This window comes from Herbaspirillum sp. WGmk3, assembly GCF_023952535.1.
GTDB classification, from domain to species: Bacteria; Pseudomonadota; Gammaproteobacteria; order Burkholderiales; family Burkholderiaceae_D; genus Herbaspirillum; species Herbaspirillum huttiense.
The window spans coordinates 50,868-72,318 of the sequence record NZ_JAKYWT010000001.1 but is presented as its reverse complement, the minus strand read 5'-3'; the positions used below and the strand labels follow the sequence as shown (position 1 = coordinate 72,318).

Genomic DNA, 21,451 nt, shown 5'->3' with positions numbered 1-21,451 from the left:
GGCAGAGGCGCTGCAGGATCAGGAGCGTTCGTCGCGACGGTCCTCGCGCCGCTGATGGGCGTCGCGCTGCTGGGCCTGCTGCTGGCGCGCGTGCTGTTCATGCTGGGCGGCCTGATGTTGCTGCTGTTGCTGACGGGCTTGCTCCATCTGGCGATGCTGCTGCTCGCGCTGCTGGTTCATCATCTGCTGCTGGCGTTGCTGCTCCTGTTGTTGATGCTGGCGCATCTGCTGCTCACGCTGTTGCTGCTGCAATTGCTGTTGCTGCATCTGCTGCTGGCGTTGTTGCTGCTGTTGCACCTGTTGCTGGCGCTGCTGCCACTGGCGTTCCTGGGCCTGCTGCTGCTGGCGCTGCTCCTGCGCTTGCTGATCGCGCTGGTGTTGCTGGTCGCGGATCATCTGCTCACGCTGGCGCTGCTGGTCATTGGCCTGCTGTTCACGCTGGCGTTGCTGATCGATGGCCTGGCGCTGGCGCAATTGATCCTGCTGTGCCACCCGCTGCTGGACGTTGTCGGCCACCGGCAGCGGACGCGCCACATTCGCGGGGAAGGGCTGCCCCGCTTGCGGTTGCGGGCCATGTCCATTCCACTGCGGCCCTTGCTGTGCCTGCACCAGGTTCTGCGGCTGGGGCCCGGCCAGCGGACGCTGCCCTGGCGGCGGGGCCAGCGCCGGGGCCGGTTGCTGCGCAGTGCGGCCACCGGCGTAACGCGGGTCGTGATGCCACACCACCGGCCGCTGGTTCATGCTCACGTTGCGGTTCACGTTGACGTTGTTGTTGACGTAGCGGTTGTTGATGACGTTGGTATTGTTGACGGTGTTCACGTTGGTCACATTGGTGACATTGTTGATGCGCGTCTGCGTCACCATCACCTGGCGCTGGCGCCAGTCGGGGCGCGCATCGCCAAACACAGCACTCATGACACCAATGCCCACCCCGAAGCTGATGCTGGCCGAGAAGCCCGGCTCATAGCTGGGCGGACGATAGCGCGGCGGCGGCGCCCACACCACCGGCGGAGCCGACGGCCACCACCAGCTGCCATACACCACGGTCGGGTTGTAATACGGCACGTAGACCACCTGCGGATTGACCGGCACGATCTCGATGACTTCATCCTGCACCACCACGCGCTGCTGCGGGCTGGATTCCAGCGTGCCGGCGATGCGGGCGCGTTCGCGCAGGTTCTGTACCGTGTCCATTACCGAGGGCTGCTGGGCGAGGAAGGCCTGTCCCAGCTGCTGGGTCCAGTCGAGGCGATCATTGAGCATGGCCAGCACCGAGGGGAACTGCACCAGCGCCTTCACGCTGGGATCCCACGGCATGGGGGCCACGGCGCGCGCCAGGCCATCGCCCTGCAGACCGGGCCGCGCTTCGACGAAGCGCTGGGCCTGCACCACTTCCAGCGGATAGGTCGAGGCCATCAGCACCTGGGCCAGCAGCGAATCGGGATAGAGCGCCACCGGGGCCAGCATCTGGTCCAGCTGTTGCTGGGTATAGACGGGCGCGGGCGGCGGGGCGTAGGCCGTCTGCGCCTGCACGGGCAGGCCCGAGACCAGAGAGAAGACCAGGCAGGTGGCCCAGGCCAGGGATGTCTTGTTCACGTTGTTCTCCTTGCGCGATGGCGTGCAGCCGGAAGAGGAAAAACAAGATGCTCGGTCCGGCGCACTGAGGTGAGCCTATGGTCTGCCAGCTCGGAGAGGCGAGGTGTAACGGAATTGCAAGCGATGTTTCAGCGCCGGGACGGCTGAGCCTCGCGGGTTGCCGATGGGAAAGCCTTGCGCAAGGCAGGGGAGCCTGTGGCATCATGAATGGCCACGGAACAAATCTCATCAACGGAATCGATCAATCGAGCGGTTTTCATGCTTCGCGCAGATCAATCGCCACGCTTCCTTGCACGCGCTGCAGCGGCCGGACAACCAGGGCCGGCGTGCCTTTTCTTGTTGAAGAGAAACGTTCTAAACAGTTTTCGCAGTACTCGCAGTACGTACCAAGGCAAATTTTTTACGACAACAAGCCATCAAGCAAGGAACGACCATGAGCCATCACCTGATCTGGCGGCGCGATGATTTCCTCATCGACACCGATCCCGACCGGCTGGACATCCCCCTCATCCACGACGTACTGACCCATTCGAGCTGGTCTCCCGGCATCGACCTCAACACCGTGCGCACGGCGCTGGCCAACAGCCTGTGCTTCGGCCTCTATCGCGGCAAGCAGCAGATCGGCTTTGCCCGCGTGGTGACCGATCACGCCACCTTCGGCTACCTGTGCGACGTCTTCGTCGTCGGCGACCTGCGCGGCCAGGGCCTGGGCCGCTGGATGATCGAATCAGTCAACCAGCATCCCACGCTGCAGAAACTGCGGCGAGTCATGCTGACCACATCTACCGCCCCGTGGCTGTATGCCAGCTGTGGCTTCGAGGCCATCAATCGCGGTGACTTCGTGTGGCATATCTCGCGTCCGGATATCTACAAGCAGGGCGTGCAGCAGTAAACCGGCATTCCCGGTCCAGCGGAGCGTAGGGTGGCTCCGCTGATTTTCCTGAGGCGTCCTTGCTGACGTAGTCAGGAAACTTAGTTTTTCAGCGCTTTCCCTTCCTTGCTCCTCTCTCGTGTCGCGACTGACGATTCCCGCGGTGTGCGATGCAATGGCTTCTCTCGCCTCCTTCTTCCGTTTTCGCTCCTAAGTATTTCTCTTCCATTCGCCCCGTAAAACCGGCGTGTACGGAGCATGCAACTTAGTTTTGATGAACACTTGATCCAGTTCCGGTCGCAATGACCCAAAGATGATCCGCATCAAGAAGCGGCCAGATGCGAATTTTCATCATTTTTTGCAGACTTATAATTTTGGCACTCATTCATTTCAGCTCATCGACCCGCTGCGCCATGCTGCGCACCCACGAATCCTGACCATGACCATTGCCAACAAACTCCGTCTGCTTCTGCTCGCCGTCGTCCTCGGCCTGGCCAGTCTCACCGGCTTGAGCATCTATCACAGCAATCGCATTGCCGATGCTGCCAGCTATTCGTCGTTCAACACGGTCCCCAGCCTGCTGGTGTTGGGGGAGGCGGGTGAAGCGGTCTTCCGCATCCGGGTTGGTATCTGGCGCTATGCCGCTGCCACGGATGCCGCCACGCGCGCCAAGCTGGAGAAGTCCATGAACACGAACCGCGACAAGGTCATCGCCGCCTTCGACCACTACGAGAAGGAGGATCTCTCCGACGCCACCGACCGCCAGCTGCTGCAGGCGGACCGTGATGCCTTTGCCGATTACGAGAAGAGCCGCCAGGCCGTCATCGCCCTCGGTGCTGAAGGCAAGACCGAGGAAGCCTTGCAGGCGGTTGAGCACCAGGTGGTCCCGCCCGGTGACAAACTCATCAACGCCCTGGCGGCCCATCGCCGCTACAACGAGCAGCTCGGCCAGCAAGGCGTGCAGGCGGCGCAGTCCAGCCTGCGTTCGGCGGTGGTTCAGGCGGTGCTGATGAGCCTGGCCGTGTGTGCAGTGGTAGCGGTGGTGAGCCTGCTGATTTCGCGCACCATTTCCACGGCACTGGGGGAGGCCATCATGACGGCCCGCGCCATTGCCACGGGTGACCTCAGCACCCGCATCCGCCGCCGCGCCAATGATGAAGTCGGCCAGTTGATGCAGGCCATCCAGCAAATGAGCGACAGCCTGGTGCGCATCGTCAGCAACGTGCGCAACAGTGCCAACACCATCGCCACCGCCACGGCGGAAATCGCCGCCGGCAATCTTGACCTGTCGGCGCGTACCGAAGCCCAGGCCGGTTCCATCGAAGAGACCGCGTCGGCCATGGAGCAACTGACCGCCACCGTGCGCCAGAATGCGGACAACGCCCAGCAAGCCAATGTGCTGGCGACATCCGCCTCCAGCGTCGCTACCGAGGGTGGCCAGGCGGTGCAGCAGGTGGTGCAGACGATGGACGAGATCAATGCCTCCTCGCTGAGGATCGTGGACATCATCAGCGTGATCGACGGCATCGCGTTCCAGACCAATATCCTCGCGCTCAATGCTGCCGTTGAGGCGGCGCGTGCGGGCGAGCAGGGACGCGGGTTTGCGGTAGTGGCGGCCGAAGTGCGTTCACTGGCCCAGCGTTCGGCTGCGGCTGCGCACGAGATCAAGGAACTGATCGATGATTCGGTCGGCAAGGTGGAGAGCGGCAGCCGGCTGGTAGCACAGGCAGGCCAGACGATGCAGCACGTGGTCGACAGCGTGCGCCGCGTGACTGACATCGTTGCCGACATCACGGCCGCCAGCGCCGAGCAGAGCGATGGCATCGTGCAAGTCAACCAGGCCATCGGTTTGATGGATCAGGCGACACAACAGAATGCGGCGCTGGTGGAGCAGGCGGCTGCGGCCTCGCAGTCGATGCGGGAGCAGGCTGCCGGCCTGGCGGAAGCGGTGGCGGTGTTCAAGCTGGCGCATGAGGTGCAGATGCTGAGCGAAGCAGGGACGGGCGTGGTGGTGGCCGGCACCTTGGCAGGCCGCGAAGTACTGGCCTTGCCGGCCTGATACGGAGGGTGCGGCTCAGCCTTCGTCAGAGCAAGAGTCTGTCGTTGAGGCTGATTTCTTTCTGGCGATGTGCCGGTTTGCGGGTGGTCAGCAGTGGTCATGAGATGTGAGCGTTGGTGATCCTCAGTTGGGCTAAGGTTCGTGCTGCCCGGTTGGGCAAGCATTCTGCAGTGACCCACTCATGCGCCCAGGAGAGCCGAACATGACCATTGCCAAGAAGCTGTACCTTCTCATCATCGCCGTCATTGCGGGCCTGTGTGCGCTGGCGGCATTGAGCATCTACCAGAGCTACCGGGTGTCGGCGGCAGCCGGCTATTCGACGCAGAATACGGTCCCAAGCATCCTCGCTCTGGATGAAGCGATCGAGGCGGTTTACGCGATACGGCTGAATGTAGCACGTTACTTCATCGAGCCCACGACCCGGGACAAGATTTTCCCAGTGATTGAGGCGCTGCATGACAAGGTGCAGGCCGCCTTCCTCAAGTTCGAGAAAGAATGCATCTCCGACGCGACTGACGCAAAGATGCTGGAGCAGGACCGTGCTGCCTTTGCCGATTACGAGAAGGCCCGGCAGCAGACCTTGGCTTTCGTCGATGCCGGGCAGGCGAACGAACTGCAGCGCGCGCGGGAAGAGCTGCTGGTCCCCGCCGGCAACCGATTGATGAAAGCCCTGATCGAGCACAAGCAGTACAACGCTCAACTGGGCCGCCAGGGCATGGAGAATGCGGCTTCCATTCTGGAATCGTCCATCGTCATCATCGTTGGCGTCAGCCTTCTGATCGGCACGCTGGTGGTCGGCTTGAGCCTGCTGCTGGTGCGCATGATCGCGACTTCGCTGCGCCACGCTACGCACGTGGCCGATGCCATTTCCCGCTACGACCTGACCAGCAAGATCGAACACGCTGCCCGTGATGAAATCGGCCATCTGATGCAGGCGCTGGGCCGCATGAATGACAGCCTGCGCAAGATCATGGGGGGCGTGGGTGACAGCACCGGCACGATCCAGGTGGCCGCGCGTGAAATCGCCACTGGCAATTTTGACCTGTCTTCCCGCACCGAATCGCAGGCGGGCTCGCTGGAAGAGACGGCCACCGCCATGGAGCAACTGACCGCCACTGTCCGCCAGAATGCGGAGAACGCGCGCCAGGCCAGCGAACTGGCGATCTCGGCCTCGGCCGTGGCGGCCCAGGGTGGCAAGGTGGTGGATGAAGTGGTGCTGACCATGGAGGCCATCAATGCCTCGTCGCTCAAGATCGTGGACATCATCAGCGTGATTGACGGCATCGCGTTCCAGACCAATATCCTGGCCTTGAATGCTGCGGTCGAGGCAGCACGCGCGGGCGAGCAGGGGCGCGGCTTTGCGGTGGTGGCCTCGGAGGTGCGTTCGCTGGCCCAGCGTTCGGCCACGGCTGCCAAGGAGATCAAGGAACTGATCCAGGATTCGGTCGACAAGATCGGTGCCGGTGGCCGCCTGGTCACGGAGGCGGGCAGCACGATGGCTCAGGTGGTGACGAGCGTGGGGCGGGTCACCGATATCGTCAGCGAGATCAGCGCGGCCAGCACTGAACAGAGCCAGGGCCTGGAGCAGATCAATCAGGCCATCGGGGCCATGGATGAAGTCACGCAACAGAATGCGGCGCTGGTGGAGCAGGCGGCTGCGGCTTCGCAATCGCTGCAGGAGCAGGCGGTGCAGCTGGCGGGCGCGGTGCAGGTCTTCAAGCTGGATCGTGAACGGGAGCTGGCCATTGACCTGGTGTCCGGGGAGACTATCCCGGAGCGGGCTGCCGATCTGCTGCTGGTGGGTGGGCGCGTGCAGGCTTGAGGAAGATCGGTACGCATTGAGGGACGCATTGCTGCGTCCCTCTTTTGTTTCTCCTCTTTCTCTTTTTTCTTTTCTTCAGGGCGACGGCAATGTCTTACCGAATCGAAGCGTTCTTACTTCTCCGGCATGCCTGAAGAATGATGGCTGGTGATCAGCCACTCCCTGCCATTCCATTCATAGGTAAAGCTGTAGCGCGCATGCACGACCTGGCCGGTAGTGCCGAAGGTGAAGCTGTAGAGGCCGGCATCGATCGCGGTGTTGCAGCCTATCCAGAGCCAGCGCTGGTCGATCTTGCCTACCGGCTTGTTGTGAAGGAAGTGTTCGAAATAATCGATGCGCTCTTCGTTGGTGAACCGGGGCTTGTTGGACACGGTGGGCAAGAGCAAGGAGCGCGGTGCGTAGTTTTCGGCGACGGCTTCGGGATCGAGGGTTTGCAGTGACGCATTCCAGCGGTCGAAGAGGCTGGCGATTTCTTTGCCTGTGGTTGACTTGCAGACCATGCCGTTGCCGGGGCCCGCAAAGGGCAGGTCGGGAGCGGGTTTGCTCGACGGGGTCGAGGCGCAGCCGGTGAGGATGAGTGCCAAGGCTGATGCGTAAAGGACTGTTTTCATTTTTCCCCCTGTTAATTTTTATGTTCAGGTGTTTCGCTGAAGATCGCTGACCGGAGTTGGCGTCTTCAGCGCTGGCTATTTTAAGCGGTGGGATTGGTTTTTACCGAGAAATTTGCGGTATCAGCCGTTTGTTATGCTTCAGAAAATGAGCGCAGTAAAAGCTTTGTCGGAATATGCTGTAGTTCTTATCGATAAAAATGAAAAGTGACGCGAGAATACTAGCCTCATTTAGAGAATCCAGTTCACACAGTCCCGAATGTCCTGAGGAAAGGCCGCATGATTGAGATTTCCACGGGCTTTCATCAGGGCTAGGAACGCCATTCTGGCGGCATCATCTTTCCTAGGAATTCCGAGGTGTAGCTCAATGGCACCTTTATCCCACACCCATATATTTTGTTGGCGCAGAAGGCCTGATAGCTGGGAAATTTGATTGGGCATCGCTGCCGCCAGCAACTCGAAAGCGCGTTCTGGCAGCACAGTAGAGTATTGAGTACCGTTGCGTCGAGTAGGGAAACCGTCTGCTCCTACAAGAAATTGATTTGCGGCATGATTTTGAATAAACCATTGATGACACGCGACAAAATTGGGGTCGGTAGTCTGTATTAAACCGATTTGGGGTGCTACCTTGAAAATAAAGTCTAGATCGACGATGGCTTTTGGCTGAAAGCCCACGTTATGCAGAACCTGCATTGTTGGGTAAATCGAAGAGCTGCTGCCTACGTCGATTAGGCAGGCTTTCGCTAATCCAAGTGAGCGCCCGGAGGCCACTTCGAATAGATCTGGGAAAATCATCTTCTCGGTTTTTCCTTCGACAACCAAAATTCTCTCTGAGAATAAAAGATAGGTGGAGTGCTGAAGGGAAAAAATGACACCCATTTGATGCGGGTTCTGAGCAAGTACGTGTGCTGCTTGGGATAGCTTAGGACGAACAGTAGTAACGCCTTGATTTTTGAAAATCATTGAAGTATCAAGGACGTCATCCTTCCCGATTAAAAGTGGTGAGTGGGTAGAAAAAATGACTTGAAAATTTTGAGCTGACAGCTGCTTCAATGCGTCTCTGAGTATTTCAATAGCTTGCGGGTGAAGATATAGCTCGGGTTCATCAATTAATAGGATCTTGGTAGCAAGATTAGCTTGAGCGTGATTGATCTGATCTGCCAGAAGCTTGATTAGGGCCATCTGTACGGAGCGTTGAGTTCCGTGCCCGAACGATGAGAAAGCGCGGACATGTTGTTGATTGTCGGACAGATTTAAGGATGCTCCCTTCACTAAATCCTCAAAGAGGGGAGTGTTGATGGAAATCTGGAGAGAGAGCCCTGGGAAGAATGCTGATAGTTCCTGGTTCCCGGCAGTTTCTAAATCAGTCAATTGCTGGATCTTCTGGGGACCATTCAGGCTGTCGTTGACTGTCTGAAGAGCATTTTGAATTGCTTGAAATGCTTGCACATTTTGCTGCTGAACTCCCTCTAGGAAGCATTTCAGCAACATGCCGATAGTATTTTTTGCAGAAAATCTGGCTACGTCGTCTGCTGCATCGTCCATTGCTTCGATATAAATGGCGTCAGGGAACAGTAGGCCAATCGCATTATCCAGTCCTACCGGGTTGTTTCTCCAATTCCCTGTATTGGGATCAAGAACTTCAATGCGAATCTGTGCGGCCGTAGCGGTTGGAATGTCCTGGCGGCGCCGAAATTCAAGCTTCCCATTTGCTATGTACGCTGCAACCTGTTGCTGCTGATGAACGGGTAAAATATTTACATTCACATCTGAAATTACTCCTTCGACTATGACTGCTTGATTCTGATCATAGAAGCTACTAGCTTGGAGTACGCTTTTTTTCAGTAGCCAGTTTATGGCTCTTAAGATATTCGACTTTCCTGAGTTGTTGTAGCCGATGATTGGGTTAAATGTATTCAGGTCTATGTCCAATGCATTGCACGAGCAAAAGTTGCGAATGCGGATTTTCTCAAGAATCAATTCATTTTCCCTTCATTTTTCTGTTATTTCTCTGTCTTTGAAATTACGACTTTAATTGTCGGCATTAGAATCTTTATCCAAGTCATTTCTCCACAGATGCTCCCGGGCGAGGAGATCTCTAGTCGATGTTCCGTATTTTTGTTTATATTTAGGCTAGCTTTCTCAAGCGTTGCTCCTTCTAGCGAAAGCCTTTTTCGAAGCTCAGCATGTGCATCGCTAGTTGATTGGATTTCTATCTTTGCGATAGCGGTCTCAGTTAGCGGGACGCTTATCTCTCGGTCGAATGGGCACGGCGCAGTAGTCCCCGCGAATAATTAGACCAATTTTAGCCAGTGTTTACGCTTTGGTCAGACCGGCCAATACCCAGCGTACTAGTTCATCGCCCGATGTCGATTGCGTTTCCACGAGCATACGCAGATGGGCGTTGTAGTACGCACCGATATGGATATCTGCTTCGGGGATTTGAGCATTGTCTGAAACTTTGCCAGAGTAAGTCTTATCTTCTTCTGCAGATCGAAGTTCGTATCGCTTGGTCCGCGAGTTGTATCCGATCAACTTGGATCGGACAACTACCTCTTCGGCTAATTCGATGTCGATACGATCGACGATTTCGTAGGCTTGTCGTATCTGGGCGGCAGATAGTTTAAATGTGCCACCCTTGGAAGGGGACACTGAGCCCCAGTCAAAGACCAAGCCCGACTCGATATCACTTAGCTCCTTGAGCAGGCGCCGGTACTTTGACGTGACCCGTCCTTTCAAAGCGTGGAGCTTATTGCTCAGTAAGTCTTCTGCGTCTGCTGCTCCTATCACATTGGCAAACTCTTCCAACGCAGCAGAAACCACGGACTCATCCAGTAGGTCAGTCGGTTCCCCCGCTCGAAATTGCACGCCAAAGGAGCCATGAAATAGCTTCGCGACGTTGACCCGAGTCTTTTGGAGCAGTTCTGTAGGTAAGGGGCCGCGAATAGTTGGATTGCCGGTGGATGACTGGCCGAGTGCGTCAATAAGCTCTTGGGTAGAAGTGAGAATCGCTCCGAGTTTCCGGCTCGGAATTTCGTGCGTATTCGGGTTATCTGGATAGATGCGGTAGTTGAACGTCTCTCTCCGAATGGCCGCAGCGGTCCTGGCCGGATATGTGGTTTCGTCATCGGCACTGCGTGCAACGTCTCTAGTCCACGTAGCTAAATAATCTGGCGAAGGGAGGTCGCTGTCGCTAATTTGATCAGGAAGCAGATATTCGACCTCATCTGGCCCTTCGTTATATACCTTGACCTGCACCACGTAGCCGTCCTCGGGACGCTTAAAGGCGTTATATAGGGATAGTTCGCCGCTTCCGAGGGCGTCTTCTCTGGTTTTAGAAATGCTTAGGAACAACCAGTCGTATTCCTCATCGTCGTCGTAAGTCGAAACAGCTATGTAAGTCTGCCCGGACACATTTGCGCATGTAAAAATCCGAGGGAAGTCATAGTGCTCTATAACTTGGCCCAACTGGAGGCTGCCGAGGCGCGGATTGGAAGGTAGCCACTTCATGCGGCCTCTCCGGTTTGCTCGCGGAAGAGCAGAAAGTGAGGTAGCGTTTCTAGTGGTGTCATGCCGCGCCACCACGTGTAATGACCCACGCAGCTCTTCGAAGGTGTGTTAGCCCAAACTCCGGCAGATGGTATTTGTAGATCACCTAGGGCGAGGCGCTTTTTTCGAAGGGCAGGTACTGCTTCTCGCATCACTTGGCAATCATCGTATGTGCGCAAAACTGAAAGCCCCCGTGCCAAGCATGCATCAGCCCAGTTCGCGGTGGTATCTCGCTCGTAGTGCGACCAAAAATCACGTTCAGCGGGTGTTCGTCCGTTTATGAACCGAAAAACTGGTCCCGAGAGAGGCGCTGCATCCTCGGGAGGGCATTGCGCAGGAAAATGACCAGGCCATTCGTTCAAGTTGTTCCCCCGTTCGCTTTTTTATGAATTGTGTCAGCTAAGAACATTCGGCATTCTAAGGCAGACGCGATTTTTCTGTGCGCTGGCGTGAGCACATTTTGAGCACACTACTGATGAGGAATTAGATGTCGAGCACAGTGAATGCAGTCCACTCTCGATGCTGAAACTGCTTGAATTGACTAAGAGAAACTGGCCTGCCCTGAGGGACTCGAACCCCCGACCTATGGCTTAGAAGGCCATTGCTCTATCCAGTTGAGCTAAGGGCAGTTCGGCGTGGCTGGCGGTGATGCTGCGCCGATGCGCTACCGCCAACGATCCAGAAAAAGAAAACGGGCTGTCACAGACAGCCCGTTTTTGATGAGTGGTCGGAGTACAAGGATTCGAACCTTGGACCCCCTGGTCCCAAACCAGGTGCGCTACCGGGCTGCGCTACACTCCGAGAAGCGAGATAATAGCAGCATCTCTTTCAAATGGTCAACAAAGAATGCAAATTCTTCAAACAAGACCCTAAGCCGCCGTCTCCCGCTCCCGTGCTTCGGCCTCGCCCTGCACCCTGATCTCCACCATCAGCTTCTTGATCTCCGGCACGCACGAGCCGCAATTGCCGCCCGCTTTCACACACGCCGTCACCTGGCTCACCTCCGTCAATCCCTGCGCACGGATCGCATTGCAGATGGTGTTGCGCCCCACACCAAAACACGAACACACCGTCGGCCCGGCATCAGCACCTTTCTCAATCGGCTGACCCACGAGCAGGCCGACGCGGTCAGCTTCTTCCAGCTTCTCCTTGGCAAACAGTCCCGCCAGCCACGAGCGCGAGGGCAGGTCAGGGCGCGCCGACATGAACAGGCACATGTCGATGCGATCATCCACCACATGCACCGCGCGATAGCTGCCATCGCTCAGGTCTTCATATTCAAGCCAGTCCGCATCATCGGCCTGCACGCCCAGCAGCCCCCTTGCCCACGCGGTGTGGTCGCTGATGTGATTGCGGCCGGCCAGTTCATATCGCACAAAATCCCGGCCCTGCACGCGTGTCCAGTGGGTGATGTCGTCCAGCTCCAGCGCATGGCGCGTGAGGATGAAGCCATGCCAGCCCACGCGGAATTCTTCGATCGCCACCGGTGTGTGCTTGAACTCCGGCTCGCCCGAGACCGGATCGACCACCGGATTGACCACCGCCCCCACGCGCGCGTCGGAGGCCGATTGCCCGTTCCAGTGAATCGGCACGAACACATTGCCGCGCGGAATGCCTCCACCATGCTGCACGCGCGCCACCATCGCGCCCCAGCGGCTGCTGATGCGCGCCAGACCGCCTTCGCGCACGCCATACAGCAGCGCATCCTGCGGGTGCAGGTCGATGAAGGATTCCGGAATATGGCTGGCCAGCGTGGCCGACTTGCCGGTGCGCGTCATGGTGTGCCAGTGATCGCGCACGCGGCCGGTGTTGAGGATCAGCGGGTAATCCTCGCAAACGGCGTGGCCCGGCGTGCGCGGTGCGGTCGGCACAAACCGCGCGCGCCCATCGGCGTGGGTGAACCGATGATCTTCCAGGACGCGTGCCGTGCCGCTGATGCTGCCATCAGACAAGCGTTGCACCGGCCACTGGATCGGTGCCAGCGCGTCATAGGCGGCCTTGTCCATCCCGGTCAGGCCGGAGAGATTGAAGACGCGGCGTGCGCGGTGTTCACCTCCTGCCTCGGCCTCGCCATTGCGATGCGCAGAGAGGCGCGCGTGTTCATCAAAGATCGCATGCGGGCCCGCGAAATCAAATCCCGCAAAGCCCATGCGCTGCGCGACCTCGCAGATGATCTGCCAGTCACCGCGTGCCTCGCCCGGTGCCGTGAGGAAAGCCCGTTGCCGCGAAATGCGGCGTTCGGAATTGGTCACCGTCCCATCCTTCTCACCCCAGGCCAGCGCCGGCAGCAGCACGTGGGCCAGCGCATTGGTATCGGTGTGCGTGATGACGTCGGAAGACACCACCAGCTCGCACTTCTGCAGCGCCCGCTGCACCAGGTCGGCATCAGGCAGGCTCACCAGCGGATTGGTGGCCATGATCCACACCGCCTTGATGCGGCCTTCCTCGATGGCGCGGAACATGTCCACGGCTTTGAGGCCCGGCTTGTCCGCGATACGCGGGGATTGCCAGAACTCCTGCACGATCTCGCGATGCAATGGCTCGTCCAGGTCCATGTGCGCGGCCAGCATGTTTGCCAGCCCGCCGACCTCGCGTCCGCCCATGGCATTGGGCTGGCCGGTGATGGAGAAGGGGCCCATGCCGGGCTTGCCGATGCGGCCGGTGGCCAGGTGGCAGTTGATGATGCTGTTGACCTTGTCGGTGCCAACCGAGGATTGGTTCACGCCCATGGAAAAACCGGTGACGACCTTCTCCGTCTCGGCAAAGGCTTCGTAAAAGTCCAGCAAGTCCTGCAGGTCCACCTTGCAGATGCGCGCTACCGTGGCGGGATCGGCGCACTCGGCATCGGCCACTGCCAATGCCTCGTCGAAGCCATTGGTGTGCGCGGCGATGAAGGCGTTGTCCCGCAGGCCGCGATGGGCGAGGTAACTCATCAAGCCGTTGAAGAGCCACACATCCGTGCCCGCCCTGACGGGCAGGTGCAAGTCCGCCAGTTCACAGGTCGCGGTGCGGCGCGGATCGATCACGATCAGGCGCAGGGCAGGGCGGGTCTCCTTCAGTTTGGCGATGCGCTGGAAGAGGATGGGATGGCACCACGCGGCATTGGATCCGACCAGCACGATCAGGTCGGCCAGCTCCAGGTCTTCATAGCAGACCGGCACCAGGTCTTCACCGAAGGCGCGTTTGTGGCCGGCCACCGCCGAGGACATGCACAGCCGCGAATTGGTATCGATGTTGGCGCTGCCGATGTAGCCCTTCATGAGCTTGTTGGCGATGTAGTAGTCCTCGGTCAGCAATTGTCCCGAGACATACAGGGCCACGGCGTCCGGACCATGTTCGGCGATGACGGCAGAGAACTTGCTCGCCACCTGCTCCAGCGCCTGATCCCAGGAGACCTGTTGCAATGCGCCTTGCGCATCGCGCACTTGCGGATGCAGCAGACGGCCATCCAGATCTACCGTTTCCGCGAGGGCCGAGCCTTTCACGCACAGGCGGCCGAAGTTGGCCGGATGCTGCACGTCGCCCTGTACGCCAATGCGGCCATCGTCCTTGAGCGAAGCCGTCACGCCGCAGCCCACGCCGCAGTAGGGGCAGGTGGTCGAGGTGGTGGCCACGGCCAGGGCCAGCGGGGTCTGTGCAAGATTCATTGGTATCCTTTGTTACTAATTGCCGTGGTCGCCATGATGGCTAGGCGGCATGCTGGCACATTGCCTGTCCAAACGGCAGTTCGCGCCGGAAGGCGCTGATGTCGCGTCCACTCTGGATCAGGTCGAAGTACCACGGTCCATCTTTGACATCACCATACAGCACCGCACCGATGAGGCGCGAGCCGCGCAATACCAGACGCTTGTAGATGCCGCGTCGCGGGTCGCGTACCACCAGGTCTTCTGTATCTTCGCCGCCGATGAAATCGCCTGCCGAATACAGGTCCACGCCGGTGACCTTGAGCTTGGTCGCCGTGGCCTGCTGCACATAGCGGCGATGACCGGCACCGGCCAGGTGCGCACCGCACACGCGCGCCTGATCCCAGATCGGGGCCACCAGTCCGAAGGTGGCCTTGCGGTGCTGCACGCATTCGCCCACCGCATAGATGCGCGGGTCGTAGGTCTGCAGGGTGTCGTCGACGATGATGGCGCGCTCGCAGTGCAGGCCTGCCGACTTGGCCAGCGCAATGTTGGGGCGCACGCCCGCCGTCATCACCACCAGGTCGGCCGGAATGCTGCTGCCATCCTTGAAGCGCACGGCGGTCACGCGATCCGGGCCGACGATCTCGTCCGTATGGGCGTTGAGGAGGAAGCGCAGGCCCTTGTCTTCCAGCGCTTTCTTGAGCAGGGCGGCGGCGGGCTTGTCGAGCTGCTGGTTCATCAGCGCATCCGTCACATGCACCACCGTCACGTCCATGCCCTGGCGCATCAATCCATTGGCCGCCTCCAGCCCGAGCAGGCCGCCGCCGATCACTACCGCATGGCGATGCGTGCGTGCGGCTTGCAGCATGGTGTCCACGTCCTGGATGTCGCGGAAGGCGATCACGCCCGGCAGTTGATGGCCCGGTACCGGGATGATGAAGGGTGTGGAGCCGGTGGCCAGCAGCAGGCGGTCGTATTTCACCGCGAGGCCGGATTGCGCGTGGACGGTACGCTGGCGGCGGTCGATCTGCACCACCGGGTCGCCCGCATGCAGGGTGATGCCGTGTTCGTCATACCATGCGCGCGGGTTGAGCATGATGTCATCGATGCTCTTGTCACCGGCCAGTACCGGCGAGAGCATGATGCGGTTGTAGTTGCCATGCGGCTCGGCACCGAAGACGGTGATGTCGTAGAGATCCGGTGCGAGCTTCAACAACTCCTCCACCGTGCGCATGCCGGCCATGCCATTGCCGACCACCACCAGCGAGGGCTTGGCGGTCGTCATCTCAGCCACCGATCCAGACTTTGCCTTCGTCGATGCGCGCCGGCCAGGCGGGGACCGAATTGGCAGGTTCTTCCAGGCATTGCCCGGTGGTGAGATCAAAGTGATGCTTGTAGATCGGCGAGGCCACCACGATGCGTTCGCCCAGGTTGCCCACCAGGCCGCGCGAGAGCACGGCGGCCTGGGCGTTGGGATCGTAATTGCCGATGGCGAAGACGCGCGGCTGCGGCTCGCCCTGGCTGCGGTCGATCACGTGGAAGATGGCTACCTGCTGGTCGCCGATCAGCGCGGCCACGCCCGTGTTGGGGACGATCTCGGCCAGTTCGCAGACGGGGGTCCAGTGCTTGATTTGTTGGTCGCTGTGCATGCGGTGCTCCTGATGGTTGTACGGCGGGTGCGCCTTCGATACGCGGCGTTGCCGCTACTCAGGACGAACGGTTCTTTGTCCATTGACGCCCGTTCGGACTGAGTAGTCGCGCAGCGACGTATCGAAGGCGCGACTACGGCCGGATATCACACGGTCTCGACGACGACCGGAATATCGAGCAGCTTCTTCTCGGCCACCGTGGCCGGACGGATCTGCCCGCGTTCTTCGACGAACTTGATGTTGCCGTCAGCCGCCTTGCTGTTGACGAAGTGACGGAAGCGCTTGCGCGTTTCCGGATCGGTGACGGCCTTCTTCCATTCGCACTGGTAGGTGTCGACCACGCGCTGCATCTCGGTTTCCAGCTCGGCGGCGATGCCCAGCTTGTCATCGATGACCACGCTCTTGAGGTAGTCCAGTCCGCCTTCCAGATTCTCGCGCCAGGTGCTGGTGCGTTGCAGGCGGTCTGCCGTGCGCACGTAGAACATCAGGAAGCGGTCGACGTAGCGGGTCAGGGTTTCTTCATCCAGGTCGGAGGCGATCAGTTCGGCATGGCGCGGCTTCATGCCGCCATTGCCGCAGACGTACAGGTTCCAGCCCTTGTCGGTGGCGATGATGCCCACGTCCTTGCCCTGCGCCTCGGCGCATTCACGGGTGCAGCCGGAGACGCCGAACTTGATCTTGTGCGGCGAACGCAGGCCCTTGTAGCGGTTTTCCAGGCGCACGGCGAAGCCCACGCTGTCGCCCACGCCGTAACGGCACCAGGTCGAGCCGACGCAGGATTTGACGGTGCGCAGCGACTTGCCGTAGGCGTGGCCGGTCTCGAAACCGGCGGCGATCAGTTCTTCCCAGATGTCCGGCAACTGGTCCACGCGGGCACCGAACAGGTCCACGCGCTGGCCGCCGGTGATCTTGGTGTAGAGGCCGTATTTCTTGGCGATCTGGCCGACCGCGATCAGGCCATCGGGTGTGACTTCGCCACCGGCCATGCGCGGCACTACCGAGTAGGTGCCATCCTTCTGGATGTTGCCGAGGAAATAGTCGTTGGAATCCTGCAGGCCGGCGTGTTCCTTCTTGAGCACGAAGTCGTTCCACAGCGAGGCCAGCACATTGGCCACCATCGGCTTGCAGACATCGCAGCCCAGACCCTTGCCATTCTTGGCCAGCAGTTCATCGAAACTCTTGATCTGGCCCACGCGCACCAAGTGGTGGATTTCCTGGCGAGAGTAGGGGAAGTGTTCGCAGACATGGTTGTTGACGGCCAAGCCCTGCTTTTTCATCTCTGCCTTCATCACCTGCGTGACCAGCGGCACGCAGCCGCCGCAGGCGGTGCCGGCCTTGGTGCAAGCCTTCAGGTCGCCAATCGTCGTGACACCCGAGGCGACCGCTGCACACAGCTGGCCCTTGGAGACATTGTTGCAGGAGCAGATCTGTGCCGATTCCGGCAGGGCATCCACGCCCAGGCCGGGTTTGGCCTTGCCGTCGGATTGCGGCAGGATCAGGAATTCCGGCGACTCCGGCAGCTCGATCTTGTTGAGCATCATCTGCAGCAGCGTGCCGTATTCGGCAGCATCGCCCACCATCACCGCGCCCAGCAGGTGCTTGCCCGATTCGGAGACCACGATCTTCTTGTAGATCTGCTTGCGTTCGTCGGTGAACTGGTAGGAGCGGCTGCCGGCTTCCTTGCCGTGCGCATCGCCGATGCTCGCCACGTCCACGCCCATGAGCTTCAACTTGGTGCTCATGTCGGCACCGTTGAAGGCCGGCACTTCGATGGCGTCATCGCGGTGCGAGAGCAGGTGCTTGGCCGCAGTGCGGGCCATGTCGTAGCCGGGGGCGACCAGACCAAAGATCTTGCCGTTCCACAGCGCGCATTCGCCGATGGCGTAGACGGCCGCGTCCGATGTCAGGCAGCTGTTGTCGATGACGATGCCGCCGCGGTCCCCCACCTTCAAGCCAGCCTGGCGCGCCAGTTCGTCACGCGGGCGGATGCCGGCGGAGAACACGATCATGTCGGTTTCCAGGTGCGAGCCATCTTCGAAATTCATGCGATGGGTGTGCTGCTTGCCATCGACGATCTCGACCGTGTTCTTTTGCGTATGGGCGGTCACGCCCAGTTCCTCGATTTTCTGGCGCAGGATGCGGCCACCGCTTTCATCGACCTGTACCGCCATCAGGCGCGGAGCAAATTCGACCACGTGGGTTTCTAGTTTCAGGTCACGCAGGGCCTTGGCGCATTCCAGACCCAGCAGGCCGCCGCCGATGACCACACCACTGGTCGAACGGCTGCCGCATTCCAGCATCGCTTCCAGGTCTTCGATGGTGCGATAGACGAAGCAATCCTTGCGCTGGTTGCCTGCGACCGTCGGCACGAAGGGATAGGAGCCGGTGGCCAGCACCAGTTTGTCATAGGACAAGGTCTCTTCTGCGCCGGCCACGTTGACCACCACCTGCTTGCGTTCCAGGTCGATGTGCCGCGCCTTGGCGTTCAGTTTGAGATCGAACTGCACCGGGCTGCGGCCGGCGTCGAAGAAACCGGGTGCCACCAGCGACAGATCTTCCGCGCTCTTGCCTGCAAAGAATTCGGAGAGGTGCACGCGGTCGTAGGCCGGGCGCGGTTCTTCACAGAGGATGGTGACCTTGAGGTCGCCTGCGCCGCTCTCGGCCAGGCATTCCAGGAATTTGTGGCCGACCATGCCGTGGCCGATGACGATGATGTTCATGGGTGCTCTCCTCAGGCTGCAACTTTGCTGTCGGCCAGGGCGGCATCGCCGCTCTTGTCCGACGCGGTGAAACGGATGGCCACTGCGCACAGTGCCGAAATGGTCACCAGCACGCCCAGCATCGACAGCGTCTGCTGGGTATTGCCCAGGCCCTTCATCAGGAAGCCCGCGGCCACTGCACCGACGTTGCCACCGGCACCGATGATGCCGGCCACGCCGCCGAGTGCCTTGCGGTCGATGAAGGGCACCAGCGCATAGGTCGCGCCGCAGGCCATGTGGGTGAACAGGCCGAAGCACAGCATGGCGATGACGGCGGCCACCACGCTGCCGGCATGGGCGAACCACAGCAGGCCCAGGCCTTCGCCCAGCATCATCACGAAGAGCAGGGTGGCGCGGCGGTTCAGGCCGCCACGCAGGGCCACCTTGTCCGAGATGTAGCCGCCCAGGGCGCGGGCAAACAGCGCCAGCAGGCCGAAGCTGGCAGCAGCGATACCGGCCGACTCCAGCGAGAGCTGGAAGTGGTCCACGTAGTAGATGGCGGCGATGTTGTGGATGAAGATTTCCACGCCGAAGCAGGCACCGTAGGTGATGAAGAGCATCCAAACGCGATAGTTGGCGGCCGCTGCACGGAAGCTGGCCCAGCCGCCGCGCTTGCCGCTTTCGATGGTCACGCCGGCGGCGCGCAGTTCGTCATAGTTGCCTTCCGGGCAGTCCTGGGTAAAGCGCCAGTAGAGCGCGGCCATCACCAGCATCAGCACGCCCGGCACCAGCAGCGCCGCACGCCAGCCCCAGCCTTGCGAGACGCCCAGCATCAGCATGGCGGCCATCAGCAGGGGCATCACGCCCTGCGCCACGCCGCCGCCCGCATTGCCCCAGCCGGCCGTGGCCGCATTGGCCGTGCCGACCACGTTGGGGGCGAACATGACCGAGGTGTGGTACTGGGTGATGACGAAGCTGGCACCGACGGCGCCGATGAGCAGACGGAAGAACAGGAAGCTCTCGTAGCTCTGCGCGAAGGCCACGCCGATGACCGGCACGGCACCGGCCAGCAGCAGCCCGGTATAGGCCTTGCGCGGTCCGAAGCGGTCGCACATGGGGCCGATGATGAGGCGCACCAGGATGGTCACGGCCACGGCGGCGATGTTGATGTTGGCGATCTGGCCGGGGGTGAGGTGGAATTCCCCCTTGATGACCGGCATCAGCGGCGCGCAGGCGAACCAGGCGAAGAAGCAGACGAAGAAGGCCATCCAGGTCAGGTGGAAGGCGCGCATCTGGGGCGTGCCCAGGGAGAACAGCGCGATACGATTGGATTTGCTCATGTCGGGGTCCCGTAAAAACAAAAAGGCGCCCGCTCGAATCCGAGGCCTTGCCTCGTTTCAAGCGGACGCCATTGTCCGTATGCATTGCAGATCCATCGTTAGATCGGCATCAAAGTGGTGGATCGTCCTTGATCCTGATGGACATTGAGCAAAGGCCGTGCCAGCCGCAGGGATTTGGCACGGAGGCAGCACGGGCGCGGTTTTGCGGAGAGGAAGGCGGAAATGAAGCGCGATAGTGGCGCGGGGCCCGATCACCGATATATATCATTGCATGATGTATTCGAGTGCAGTCTGCGCGTTCGTGGTGCAGTGCATCGTTGCAGTGCATGAGGGGTGACTGGGGGCCTGCGTTTCCCCCTCTTGCCCAACGGCATCAGTCTTCTTCGCGCGCGCTGATGTCGGCGCGTTCGTCGTCGGTCTTGCGCAGCCATCGGCGGTGCAGGAAGTGTTCCAGCGGACGGCCTACGACGAACAAGGTCAGGATCAGACCCGTCGCCATCAGCGCCACGCGCCACCAGCCGGCACCGCAGACGATGCCCACGGCAGCGGTCACCCAGATCGATGCCGCCGTGGTCAGGCCGCGTACCTTCTCGCTGCGCTGTTCATGGATGATCACGCCCGCGCCAAGGAAACCGATGCCGGTGATGACACCCTGGATGGCACGGCTGACCGCATCGCGGCTATGCACATCGGACTCCAGCGAGAAGTCCATGGCGGCCATCGTGACCAATGCCGATCCCAGCGCCACCAGGCCCAGGGTCTTCATGCCGGTCGGCTTGCCGCGCAGGTTGCGGTCGATGCCGATGACGCAGCCGATGAGCATGGCGAACAGAAGCCGGTAAAAAATTTCCAGATGATCGGTCATGGACAGGCGCGGGCAGTGAGCGAAGGCGACATTGTACCCTCCCGCCACGCGCGTTTTCACCGTCGAACGACTGCTGGCTGCAGCCATAAAAAAGCCCCGTCAGCTTCGACGGGGCAAATCATGCATGGCGGGAGGCATGAAGACTTCGCCATGCTGCGCTCAAGCATCAAACAACAGGAAACTACGGAGACAACAGAAACAACTACACAACGAAACAACATGAACTACGGAGACAACAAAAGCTGAAAAAGGTCATCAGAGTATCCGAGTCATCTGCGCATTACTGCGCAAGCGATCAGGAGCCCGAGCCGCCAGCGCCACCGGTGCCGCCGCCATTGCCGCCCGGCGAGGTGCCCAGCGGGCCGTTCTTCGAGTCAGTGGTATTGGCGTTGTTGCCCGAGCGGGAATTCTGGCTGCCGCTCTTCATCGACTTGTCCATCGACTTGTCCGACTTGTTGTGGCTGCGCATGCTCTTGCCGGAAGAGGAGCCGCCCGACTCAGTGGCGCTGTTGTTGGGCGTGGTCTGTGCGCCGGTGGCACCTGCTGCGCCCGAGCCAGCTGCGCCGGAACCGGCTGCACCACCGCTGGCACCGCCGGCATTCTGTGCGAAGGCGCCGGTGCTGAAGGCAGCCACTACCAGGGCAGTGCCGAGGAATTTCAGGGTCGGTTTGGACATGGAGATCTCCTAAGGTTGTTGTGGGGGGCGTCCCGCCATCGCGAGCCGTTGGAGCCATACTAGGTCCTGCGCCGAATGCGGGCAGTCGGAC

14 protein-coding genes and 2 tRNA genes are annotated in these 21,451 nt (G+C 60.2%); 3 read left to right on the top strand and 13 right to left on the bottom strand.

The features are described 5' to 3' along the window. Positions 1-18: 18 nt before the first annotated feature. Complete coding sequence (locus tag MKD49_RS00265) at positions 19-1,596, bottom strand: DUF3300 domain-containing protein (protein WP_252695132.1); 1,578 nt, start codon at positions 1,594-1,596, stop codon at positions 19-21. Between the two features lie 433 nt (positions 1,597-2,029). On the opposite strand from MKD49_RS00265, the gene MKD49_RS00260 reads away from it, so the two are divergent. The 3 genes from MKD49_RS00260 to MKD49_RS00250 all read left to right on the top strand — a co-directional run bounded on the left by MKD49_RS00260 (position 2,030) and on the right by MKD49_RS00250 (position 6,348). Then, positions 2,030-2,488 (top strand): GNAT family N-acetyltransferase, encoded by a 459-nt coding sequence (locus MKD49_RS00260; RefSeq protein ID WP_034333342.1) that lies wholly within the window; start codon positions 2,030-2,032, stop codon positions 2,486-2,488. Between the two features lie 418 nt (positions 2,489-2,906). After that, the gene (locus tag MKD49_RS00255) at positions 2,907-4,526 is read left to right on the top strand and encodes a methyl-accepting chemotaxis protein (RefSeq protein WP_252695131.1); all 1,620 of its coding nucleotides are present in this window, start codon (positions 2,907-2,909) and stop codon (positions 4,524-4,526) included. A 202-nt stretch (positions 4,527-4,728) separates the two neighbouring features. Then, complete coding sequence (locus tag MKD49_RS00250) at positions 4,729-6,348, top strand: methyl-accepting chemotaxis protein (protein WP_305882111.1); 1,620 nt, start codon at positions 4,729-4,731, stop codon at positions 6,346-6,348. Positions 6,349-6,461: 113 nt separating this feature from the next. On the opposite strand, the gene MKD49_RS00245 is transcribed toward MKD49_RS00250, so the two are convergent. The 12 genes from MKD49_RS00245 to MKD49_RS00190 form a co-directional block, all read right to left on the bottom strand. Beyond that, positions 6,462-6,959, bottom strand: a complete 498-nt coding sequence (locus MKD49_RS00245) for a DUF4440 domain-containing protein (RefSeq protein WP_252695130.1) — start codon at positions 6,957-6,959, stop codon at positions 6,462-6,464. A 228-nt stretch (positions 6,960-7,187) separates the two neighbouring features. Continuing rightward, entirely contained in the window at positions 7,188-8,936 is a 1,749-nt protein-coding gene (locus MKD49_RS00240; RefSeq protein WP_252695129.1) for an ATP-dependent endonuclease, read from the bottom strand. Positions 8,937-9,272: 336 nt separating this feature from the next. Next, positions 9,273-10,466 carry a DUF6575 domain-containing protein gene (locus tag MKD49_RS00235; RefSeq protein WP_252695128.1) on the bottom strand — a complete coding sequence of 398 codons (1,194 nt, stop codon included), beginning with the start codon at positions 10,464-10,466 and terminating at the stop codon, positions 9,273-9,275. A 591-nt stretch (positions 10,467-11,057) separates the two neighbouring features. Continuing rightward, a tRNA-Arg gene (locus MKD49_RS00230) sits at positions 11,058-11,134 on the bottom strand. A gap of 95 nt (positions 11,135-11,229) precedes the next feature. Further along, positions 11,230-11,306 (bottom strand) — tRNA-Pro (locus tag MKD49_RS00225). A gap of 68 nt (positions 11,307-11,374) precedes the next feature. Further along, the gene (locus MKD49_RS00220) at positions 11,375-14,152 is read right to left on the bottom strand and encodes a nitrate reductase (protein WP_252695127.1); all 2,778 of its coding nucleotides are present in this window, start codon (positions 14,150-14,152) and stop codon (positions 11,375-11,377) included. A 40-nt stretch (positions 14,153-14,192) separates the two neighbouring features. Then, entirely contained in the window at positions 14,193-15,416 is a 1,224-nt protein-coding gene (locus tag MKD49_RS00215) for an NAD(P)/FAD-dependent oxidoreductase (RefSeq protein ID WP_051156323.1), read from the bottom strand. A 1-nt stretch (position 15,417) separates the two neighbouring features. After that, entirely contained in the window at positions 15,418-15,780 is a 363-nt protein-coding gene (gene nirD, locus MKD49_RS00210) for a nitrite reductase small subunit NirD (RefSeq protein WP_034337836.1), read from the bottom strand. Between the two features lie 146 nt (positions 15,781-15,926). Further along, on the bottom strand, positions 15,927-18,500 hold the full coding sequence (gene nirB / locus MKD49_RS00205) for a nitrite reductase large subunit NirB (protein ID WP_252695126.1): 2,574 nt from the start codon (positions 18,498-18,500) through the stop codon (positions 15,927-15,929). Positions 18,501-18,511: 11 nt separating this feature from the next. Further along, complete coding sequence (locus MKD49_RS00200) at positions 18,512-19,819, bottom strand: MFS transporter (protein ID WP_121041806.1); 1,308 nt, start codon at positions 19,817-19,819, stop codon at positions 18,512-18,514. A 373-nt stretch (positions 19,820-20,192) separates the two neighbouring features. After that, on the bottom strand, positions 20,193-20,684 hold the full coding sequence (locus tag MKD49_RS00195) for an MgtC/SapB family protein (protein ID WP_039785458.1): 492 nt from the start codon (positions 20,682-20,684) through the stop codon (positions 20,193-20,195). 295 nt (positions 20,685-20,979) lie between these two features. Further along, positions 20,980-21,360, bottom strand: a complete 381-nt coding sequence (locus MKD49_RS00190) for a hypothetical protein (protein WP_209566853.1) — start codon at positions 21,358-21,360, stop codon at positions 20,980-20,982. Between the last annotated feature and the right edge of the window lie 91 nt (positions 21,361-21,451).